The sequence below is a fragment of the Pseudoalteromonas sp. AOP7-A1-14 genome (assembly GCF_052376275.1).
Lineage (GTDB): Bacteria > Pseudomonadota > Gammaproteobacteria > Enterobacterales > Alteromonadaceae > Pseudoalteromonas.
This window is the reverse complement of sequence record NZ_JBQSVO010000139.1, coordinates 1-8,843: the sequence shown is the minus strand read 5'-3', so window position 1 is coordinate 8,843 and position 8,843 is coordinate 1. Positions and strand designations below refer to the sequence as shown.

Annotated in this window: 8 protein-coding genes; 5 read left to right on the top strand and 3 right to left on the bottom strand. The window is 37.8% G+C overall.

The genetic code is table 11. From position 1 onward, the window contains the following. Nucleotides 1-382: 382 nt before the first annotated feature. Together ACT3RM_RS15985 and yfbV are read left to right on the top strand one after the other, a co-directional pair. Nucleotides 383-2,869: a putative bifunctional diguanylate cyclase/phosphodiesterase gene (locus ACT3RM_RS15985; protein WP_441836229.1), complete on the top strand. Its 2,487-nt coding sequence runs from the start codon at nucleotides 383-385 to the stop codon at nucleotides 2,867-2,869. A 481-nt stretch (nucleotides 2,870-3,350) separates the two neighbouring features. Beyond that, nucleotides 3,351-3,797 carry a terminus macrodomain insulation protein YfbV gene (gene yfbV / locus ACT3RM_RS15980; protein ID WP_441836236.1) on the top strand — a complete coding sequence of 149 codons (447 nt, stop codon included), beginning with the start codon at nucleotides 3,351-3,353 and terminating at the stop codon, nucleotides 3,795-3,797. A 9-nt stretch (nucleotides 3,798-3,806) separates the two neighbouring features. Here the strand turns inward: yfbV and rlmA are convergent, their stop codons facing one another. Genes rlmA through xthA form a run of 3 tightly spaced genes read right to left on the bottom strand, consistent with a single transcriptional unit; the run spans nucleotide 3,807 to nucleotide 6,085 of the window. After that, the gene (gene rlmA / locus ACT3RM_RS15975; protein ID WP_441836230.1) at nucleotides 3,807-4,607 is read right to left on the bottom strand and encodes a 23S rRNA (guanine(745)-N(1))-methyltransferase; all 801 of its coding nucleotides are present in this window, start codon (nucleotides 4,605-4,607) and stop codon (nucleotides 3,807-3,809) included. Further along, nucleotides 4,604-5,275 carry an energy-coupling factor ABC transporter permease gene (locus ACT3RM_RS15970; RefSeq protein WP_441836231.1) on the bottom strand — a complete coding sequence of 224 codons (672 nt, stop codon included), beginning with the start codon at nucleotides 5,273-5,275 and terminating at the stop codon, nucleotides 4,604-4,606. The genes rlmA and ACT3RM_RS15970 overlap by 4 nt, the downstream gene beginning before the upstream one ends. Nucleotides 5,276-5,278: 3 nt before the next feature. Further along, the gene (xthA, locus tag ACT3RM_RS15965; RefSeq protein ID WP_441836232.1) at nucleotides 5,279-6,085 is read right to left on the bottom strand and encodes an exodeoxyribonuclease III; all 807 of its coding nucleotides are present in this window, start codon (nucleotides 6,083-6,085) and stop codon (nucleotides 5,279-5,281) included. Between the two features lie 584 nt (nucleotides 6,086-6,669). Between xthA and ACT3RM_RS15960 the strand changes: the two genes are divergently transcribed. From ACT3RM_RS15960 to rluB, 3 genes are all read left to right on the top strand, one after another. Beyond that, complete coding sequence (locus ACT3RM_RS15960; RefSeq protein WP_441836233.1) at nucleotides 6,670-7,191, top strand: EF-hand domain-containing protein; 522 nt, start codon at nucleotides 6,670-6,672, stop codon at nucleotides 7,189-7,191. A gap of 148 nt (nucleotides 7,192-7,339) precedes the next feature. After that, nucleotides 7,340-7,930 (top strand): SMC-Scp complex subunit ScpB, encoded by a 591-nt coding sequence (gene scpB, locus ACT3RM_RS15955; protein WP_441836234.1) that lies wholly within the window; start codon nucleotides 7,340-7,342, stop codon nucleotides 7,928-7,930. Further along, nucleotides 7,927-8,796 (top strand): 23S rRNA pseudouridine(2605) synthase RluB, encoded by an 870-nt coding sequence (rluB, locus tag ACT3RM_RS15950; RefSeq protein ID WP_441836235.1) that lies wholly within the window; start codon nucleotides 7,927-7,929, stop codon nucleotides 8,794-8,796. Before scpB ends, rluB begins: the two co-directional genes overlap by 4 nt. Nucleotides 8,797-8,843 lie beyond the last annotated feature (47 nt).

Genomic DNA, 8,843 nt, shown 5'->3' with positions numbered 1-8,843 from the left:
TCGTCTGTTTGGTATTTAGGCAAGGCAGCGCCTATAGCGCCTATGTAGTGTGGTTATTCCCCATAAATAGGCGATAACGCAGCATCAATGCCAAACAGGCGCTGCCCTTTGGGTCTGCCTCGGGGCGATTTACTCTTTGTTGCTCGGTTTTTACTTAGCCCACTAGGTTACAAACCTCGCGCCGCGATTAAACCGCCCCGAGTTTGAACGAATTTTAATCCGCAAAGGTCAACAGACCCTAATACTATAGGTAATCTTTGTTAAGTGAAAGTTTTACCCAGCCAATTTTATTAATCAATACTAAGAAATAAAAGTACATTGCATAAACGTCGTTACTTACTAATTATTGGGGACTCTATTGGAAGTTTACTATACAACAGTTATGACCTTGAATCTTATGTGTGCAGTACTGATTTTTTTATCAGGTGTGCATCAGCGACAAGTTTATCTGTTTAGCTTAGTTGTATTAAATGTTGTTATATTTTTCTTTCATTTAATCAGTTGGAAGTTACATACTGCAATTAATTTAGCTGAAGCAATGGCTTACAGCGATATCCATAGTGGTTTAGTCTTGCTAGCAATTCCAATTATATTTTTTACTTTTAGTCGTTGGTGTGAATTTAAATACAGCAATTCACTTACCATTTTATTAATAGTGATAGTGGCAACCTTATTGGCTGTAAGTAGCTTCACTTCTTATTCAATTCGTTACGATGAATCGATAAAATTAGTAAATTATAAAAGTATTTTTAACGATAATGTGGCGTTACTCAGTGGTGTTAAAAGTAATATTTCAATGCTCTTCTATGGTATTACTTTTGTTACTTGGGGGTGTCTATTACTATTTGCCATTAAGTTTTATAAGCAACAGCAAAGCGTTGTAGCTAGTGCATTAGTGCTGCTTTTAATCACACAAGGAAGTGTGAGTTATGTAGGCTATAAAATAGATCAGTTAGAGTTAGCACTGTTTTACATCGGGGGGTTACCGTTAACTGTATTTTCTGTGTTCTATACATTATTAATTTTTTCTTCTTATAAGCAAAAAAGCGCTTCCCTTTTCAATGAAAAGCAGAGTAATTTACACCTTCAACAAGCGATTACAAAGCTTGCAGAAGGGCTTTCTAGTATAGACAGTAGACACTTTTATGAAGAGATTGCAAAAATACTTTATGATTTTTCTAAAGCAAATTACATCTTAATTAGTACGATTAAACAGCGAGAGCAACGCTGTATCGATACTTTAGTGGCGTTAAAAGATGGCCAGATAATTAATAATTTTTCATATGCTTTATGTGGTTCCCCCTGTGAAATAGTCGCCTCAAATGAAATATGTATTTACCCTGATAACGTTGCGAGCTTATTCCCTGAAGATAAAATGCTTAATGATGAATCCATAGTCTCTTACATAGGATCTCCGCTACTTGATGAAAGTAATAACGCCGTTGGGGTACTTGCATTGCTTTATAATCATGCTTATAAGCCAAACAGTGATTTGCTAAACGCAATGAAAGTATTTTCATCACGTGCGGGTTCTGAGATCCGTCGCAGTAACTTACAAAAACGCCTCGAAAGAATGGCTTATTTCGATTATGAGTCTAAATTGCCAAATCGCGCTCGGTTACTTGAAGTGATTAATGAAAAGTATATTGAGTGCAAAAAAAATAATACTAACGCTATGTTTATGTTGATTGACTTAGATTGCTTCGGTGATATTAACCGAAAGTATGGCGATGATGTTGGGGATCAAGTGATTAGGCAGCTAGGGCTCAGGTTGGGGCATTACTCGTCGAAAGATAAGTTTATCGCTCGTAATTCAGGTGACGAATTTGCGATGGTGTTGTCTAATGTAAAAGGCAAAACATCATCAGTGCTCAATGTTCATTGGCAAGCCATTAAAGCTATTTTAAGCGAACCGTGCATTGTTGGTGAAAGGCAAATCAAAATAAAATGCAGTATGGGAGCTGTCTTGTTTCCGGCGCAAATAGACAATCGTTTTGATGTAATAAGTTCAGCTGAGCATGCTATTTCTCGCGCTAAAGAAAGTGGCCGAAATCAATGCGCACTGTTTGATCCAGACATACTCGCCAAAATTGATTTTCAAAAAGAACTAGCAGCTGACTTAGCGCAAGCATTAAACTCTGATGGTCAGTTAAGTATTGCTTATCAAGCTAAAGTAACTGCGCAAGGTGAAGTAATTGGCTCAGAGGCATTAATAAGATGGCAGCATCCGCAAAAGGGCAATATTCCGCCTAGTGAGTTTATTGATATTGCCGAGGACTGTGGTCTTATTCACGCTTTGGGGCGATGGGTTACTAATGAAGTGTGTAAGCAGATAAGGCAGTGGATCAATGATGATAAACCGGTATATAAAGTGTCTATTAATATTGCGGCGATGCAGTTTGATAATCCTGATTTTATAGCTTTTATTTGCCGCACGCTTGAACAGTACCAATTGGCATCGAAATACATAGAAATTGAATTAACCGAATCAGGTTTACTGACCGATATTACTCGTGCTGTCAGTAATTTAAATAAGCTCAGAAATATAGGTATTAGTATTGCGCTTGATGATTTCGGCACTGGGTATTCGTCACTATCTTACTTACAGGACTTACCGTTAGATGTACTAAAAATTGATAAGTCATTTATTGATAACTTATCACAAGCACGCAGTGCTGAATTAGTGCGTTCAATAATTTCAATTGGAAGTCATATGAATCTAATAACAGTGGCAGAAGGAACTGAAAATATTGAACAAGTTAATGCGCTAAAAGCAATGGGGTGTGATTATTTTCAGGGCTTCTACTTTTGTAAACCCTTGTCCGCGGATGAATTTATGAATTATTGCATGAATATTAAAAAGCGATAATTTTTACTTTACTATTTTGTCCACAATTTCTGTGGATAAGTGTGGGAGTTATCGGGTATTAAAAATGTAAGTTATTAAATTTAATGATGAAAATAATCATAGTTTAAATTGTTCATTTTTGGTTCAGTATATTTTCCAGTTTGCATTATCTTGCTCCGCCTAGTTAGAGGATAAAGCTGAGTAATAGGCTTGAAGAATCTTTACGAGGCAATAAGTATTACTTTTAATACCTGCTGAACTACGGGCATTTAGCCGACAAATGGCCATAGCTATAGTAACGTGTGGTTTACTCTATATGTTTTAGCTTACCTTTGCTTAATTTATGGCTTGATGGTTACCAAATTACTTGATTTAACAAAGTGTATGAACGTAAAAGGGCGTGTGAAATTTAAAGTGATTGTTACTTGAAGGTATAATATCCTCAAGATAAGATATGTTATACTCAACGGGTCATAATAACCCAGCCATATTAGGAGCTATGATGCAAAAAAGTGTGATGTCACAAGTTCAAATTGGTCGTGAATATGCAAAAAAATGGCCAATGCGTAAAGAGTTAGCACCGCTGTTTGCTGAATTTAGGGTAATAAAAGCAACCGAATTGGCTATTACTATCATGCCTATTTTGGCTATGTTAACGCTGTTTATGCAAATAAACTATTTAGGTAGCGATTTTTTACCGCAAGCAATTGCTATGGCGCTGTTTTTTCTATCGTTGCCCCTACAAGGTTTATTGTGGCTTGGTAAACGCGCTGAAACTAAGTTAGATCCTGCTATGGAACATTGGTATAAAGAACTTTACAACAAAATGATTGCTAATGGTTACCAAGGCAAAGCAGCTAAAAACAAACCTAAATATGTAGAGCTTGCCCATTTACTCAATGATATGTTTGACAAAATGGACCGCGCTTTTACCAAAGAAAACCTTTAACTTTTTGTATTAAGTACTGCGTTTAAATTGGCTGATATAAAAGGACAAGGTGACATGCTGCTCGCCTTGCTCTTTTAATGCTTGCCAATGTTCAGGGCGAAACTTCCACGCGAACGGAGTCATGGTAATAAGGTTCTTAAGCTCATCAAATCCTAAGCTCACCTGTTGCTCTAATAAATCCTGCTCTATCGGCTCAAACCCATTAGGCGCTGCTATTGGCGTATGCGCTTTGACATCACGATAGATTTTTTGTTTTAACTCTTTCAAATGCCAAGGCCCTGGGCTAGCTATGACTAAAACACCATCACTTTTTGCTAAGCGCGCTAACTCATTCTCAAATAGAGGGGCGAAAATACTTACTAATGCATCAGCCATTCCTTTGTGAAAAGGGGCTTGGCTAATAGAAGCAACACTAAAATGGCATTGTGGGTAGCGTTTTGCTGCGTATTTTATTGCTGACTTTGAAATATCAACACCATAGACGTTTGCATTACTAAGTTTTGCGATTTCTTGCGTATAAAAACCTTCACCGCAACCTAAGTCGATAATGGTTCTTGGTGTATGTTTTTGTACAATTTTGGCTATTGCCGATTGCAAAAATTGATAGTGTCCGGTGCTTAAAAAAGCGCGGCGAGCCTGCACCATATCAAGGTTATCACCGGGTTGCTTAGAGTTTTTTTGTTGTACTGGTAATAAGTTAACATAATTTTCTTTCGCAAAATCAAAGCTATGGTTATTGCTACACTTTAAGCTGTTGTTTGTTAAGTTAAGCGTTTGTTGGCACAACGGGCATTGATAATTAAGACTCATGAGTCTAGGTAGTCCTTGTCATAAAAAGTTTTTACCCAATGAGGGCGATAGGTAATTAATACGGTAATAGCCATACCGTTTAACATGGCTTCTGGAAACCAAATAATGGCGCATAAATAAAGATAATTTTCAGTTAGCTCAAAGCCAGTGTAGTTACCTGTTAAATAATAAAAAGCGGATATAAGTACAATTTTAAAACACGCTATTAAGGCCGCACATAAAAAAGCACAAACAAAAATATAAATGAAAAAATGCCGAGGTAAAAAATGATAGCAGAGCACAAATATCCCATAGCTAAGTAGAATAGGTAAATAAGCCCCAAGTAAAAGTGAAGCGGGCAGCGAGCTGACTGATATTTGTGAAAAAGCCGTGAGCAACAAGCCTGCAAGCGTTGCGCTCACTAAAGCAAAGCGCCAACCCAAGGTTAAGGTAACCGCAGTAACTCCCAGAATATGTAGATCGAGGCCAGGTAAAATCCCAGCCTTGATACGCCATAAAATTGTAAATACTAAGGCGCATGCAAGTAAACCTGTTTGGCGTGCAGGGTTTGTAATAAGCCCCTGATACTGTACTTTACTAAAGCTTAAATACAACACTACAGCAATGCTAAACCACAACATTAACTGTATTGGCATCGATATTAATGGCTGTGCTGCTAGATCGCTCATAAACTAGTTAAAAGTAGACCAAATGGGTGCATGATCAGAGGGCTTTTCAATGCCACGTAATTCATAATCAATGCCTGCATCAATACAGCGCTTAGCAAGTTCTTCGGTTGCTAATACGACATCGATACGTAAGCCGCGGTTATCAACAAAACCTTTTGAGCGGTAGTCAAACCATGAATATTGCTCAGTTGTTTTAGGATGAAGCTCACGAAATGTGTCTTTAAAGCCCCAATCGAGTAAGTTTGCTAGCCATTGACGCTCTTCAGGCTGAAATGAACACTTACCGGTTTTTAACCAGCGCTTGCGATTTGGCTCACCAATACCAATATCTAAGTCTGAGGGGGATATATTTATGTCGCCCATAACAATAACATCATCACAAGGTTCATAATTGGTGTTTAAATGCGTCATTAAGTCTTGATAAAATTGACGTTTGTAAGGGAATTTAGTTTCATGGGCAATATTATCCCCTTGCGGAAAGTAACCATTCATAATGGTTAAATCACGACCGCTTTGTTGTGGGATAGTAACGCTGATCATCCGTTTTTGTGATTCTTCGGTATCGCTGGCAAAGCCCTTAAAAACCGACTTAGGCTCACTTTTACAGAGTATTGCTACGCCGTAATGCGCTTTTTGGCCATGAAAGTAAACGTGGTAACCCATTTTTTGCACATCTTCTAGAGGGAAAGCCTCATCATGTACTTTTATCTCTTGTAAACCGATAACATCTGGCTGGTGCTTATCAATAATAGCTTGTAATTGGTGAAGGCGAGCGCGTAGCCCATTTATGTTAAATGAAATAACTTTCATACAGTGGCCTTAAGTGGTTATGTTTTTCTGTCTGTGTTGGGCAAATTCTACCATTAAATAACGCTGGGTACAGGGCGATATTTATAAAATAGTGATGCATTCATGTCGAACAAGTGATGAGCAATTGTTAGGTGTTGATCATTTGATATGCAACAAGTTTATAAATAAAAAATCTAGTACTCTGCCTTCTCTGAGATATATAGTTCGAGCCATTCGGTAAATAATGTACTTACCTTGGACTTTCATGAAAACTAAAACATTAGCACTTTTGATAATTACTGCGTCATTAACCCAAGCTTTGAGTGCAGCGCGGCTGTGAAAGATAAAACTTGTGACTTGAGTTTACTTTAGTGTAATGACGAAAAGATAACTGAGTTTGTTAAGCGGTATCACAATAGAGCCATTTAAGCTGAAACCGGATAGATCGCTTGAAAAAATTACAAACAGCCCTGCAAGGCGTGCAATAAAAGAGGCGTCTTGTAGGTGTTTTAAGTTTAAATGAATATTAAATTCAACAGCTTATGTTTTTGGCATTTTATTTGTATATTAAACGTTGAAACTAATATACTACAAGGAAACGTCTTATGAACAAGTTAACTTTAGCATCAACAATTTTAGCTGCTTTAAGCCTATCAGCATGTTCTGCAAATCCGTCTATCGATAAAATCGACAGTGATTTTGGCAGTCTAGATAATGATAGTGATGGCTATATTTCAAAAGTAGAAGCTGATGACGATAGCATTTGGCAACACTTTTCAAATATTGATACCAATATGGATGAGCAAATAAGCCAAACCGAATTTAATGCTTATATGCAATTAAACACAGGTAAAGTGGCTGATGGCAGTGATGTAACTGATTCCGCCTTTAAAGCCGGAATAGCTAAATTTGAACCGATTGAAAATAGTTTTAAATCGTTAGATAACGATAATAACGGTTATATTTCTGTAAAAGAAGCCAATGATGACGATATTTCAAAGCACTTTGGTTATATAGATAGCAATAAAGATAAGCGTATCAGCCGCGATGAATTTGTTAACTATATTCAAACGCACGGTAAAGATGTCGCTGAAGATGAGGCTCTTGAAATGATTAAAAAGAGCTAATTATTAATCAAAGCTCATATATACTTAATACCAGCAGTGCTTCTGCTGGTATTTTTAGTTTTTACATATAATAAATTTTCCAACCTTCATCTTGATCTGTCATAATGACTCGTTAAATATAGTTTTTTTCAATGTGCGGTTAAATGACATGGCGACAAAGCGTGTAAGTGATGAACAACTTATTGAAATCATTGAAGCTGCGATTTTTGTGGCGGGTAAGCCCCTGTCTAAACGCCACTTGAAAGACATTGTATTAATTGATTTAAACGTGTCTATGGTGCGATTAAATCAAGCGATTGAACAAATCCAAACACATTATATGACTCGTGGTATTCGTTTAGTTGAAGTAGGCAGTGGTTATCGCTTTCAAGCGTGTGCAAGTTTGGCACCTTGGCTTAATAATTTATGGCAAGAACGAGCCCCTAAATATTCTCGGGCCTTGTTAGAAACCTTGTCGTTAATTGCCTATCGACAGCCAATCACTCGCGGCGAGATTGAGCAAGTACGAGGAGTCGCAGTGGGCTCAGGTATTATTAAAACCTTGCTTGAGCGTGAGTGGATAAAAGTAGTGGGACATAAAGAAGTGCCAGGGCGACCTGCCTTGTATGTAACCACTAAACAATTTTTAGATTATTTTTCGTTAGCTGCCCTTGATAATTTACCGGCGCTGCCTGAACAGCAACAAAGTAAAATAGATCAGCTATTGAGTGATCCTTCTGTGAGAGAACTATCAATATGAGTATACAAGGTGAAAAGTTACAAAAAGTCTTAGCCCGCGCAGGCGTAGGTTCAAGACGTGAAATGGAAAAACAAATTGATGCAAACCGTGTTAGTGTCAATGGTAAAGTGGCTAAATTAGGTGACCGGGTTGAAGAAACTGACCAAATTCGCGTCGATGGTCATATCGTAAAAATTGAAGAAAAAGCGGATCGTATTTGTCGCGTGATAATGTACAACAAACCTGAAGGGGAGTTGTCGACACGTAAAGATCCAGAAGGGCGTAGAACCGTGTTTGATCGCCTTCCGCGTATTGACGGTGAACGTTGGATCGCTGTAGGGCGCTTAGATGTTAATACTGCTGGCTTGATGTTATTTACTAATGACGGAGAGATGGCGAACCGCTTGATGCATCCAAGTTATGAAGTTGAGCGCGAATACTCTGCTCGGGTGTTTGGAGAAGTAACAAACGAAACAATAAAAAATTTAACCAAAGGTGTTGAGCTTGAAGATGGCCCTGCCAAATTTTTAAGTGTTAAACCAATGGGCGGTGAAGGGATTAACCGTTGGTATAATGTGACGTTGACTGAAGGGCGTAATCGTGAGGTACGTCGTTTATGGCAATCACAAGAAGTGGAAGTATCACGTTTAATACGTATTCGTTACGGTAAGCTTGAACTTGATAAACGCCTGCCACAAGGTGGGTGGGTGGAACTTGATTTAGAAACTGTTAACTACTTACGTAAAACAGTTAAATTAGGTCGTGAAACACAAACTAAGTTATCGGTGATGCCAGAGAAGCGTAAAGATAAGCGAGCTAAAATAAATCAGATACGTAAAGCGGTTAAAAAGCACAATACCCGTGTGAAACAAACTAAGCGTCGTTAATATCACCTCTCATAACATATAAATATAAAAAAGCCGCAACATTAACG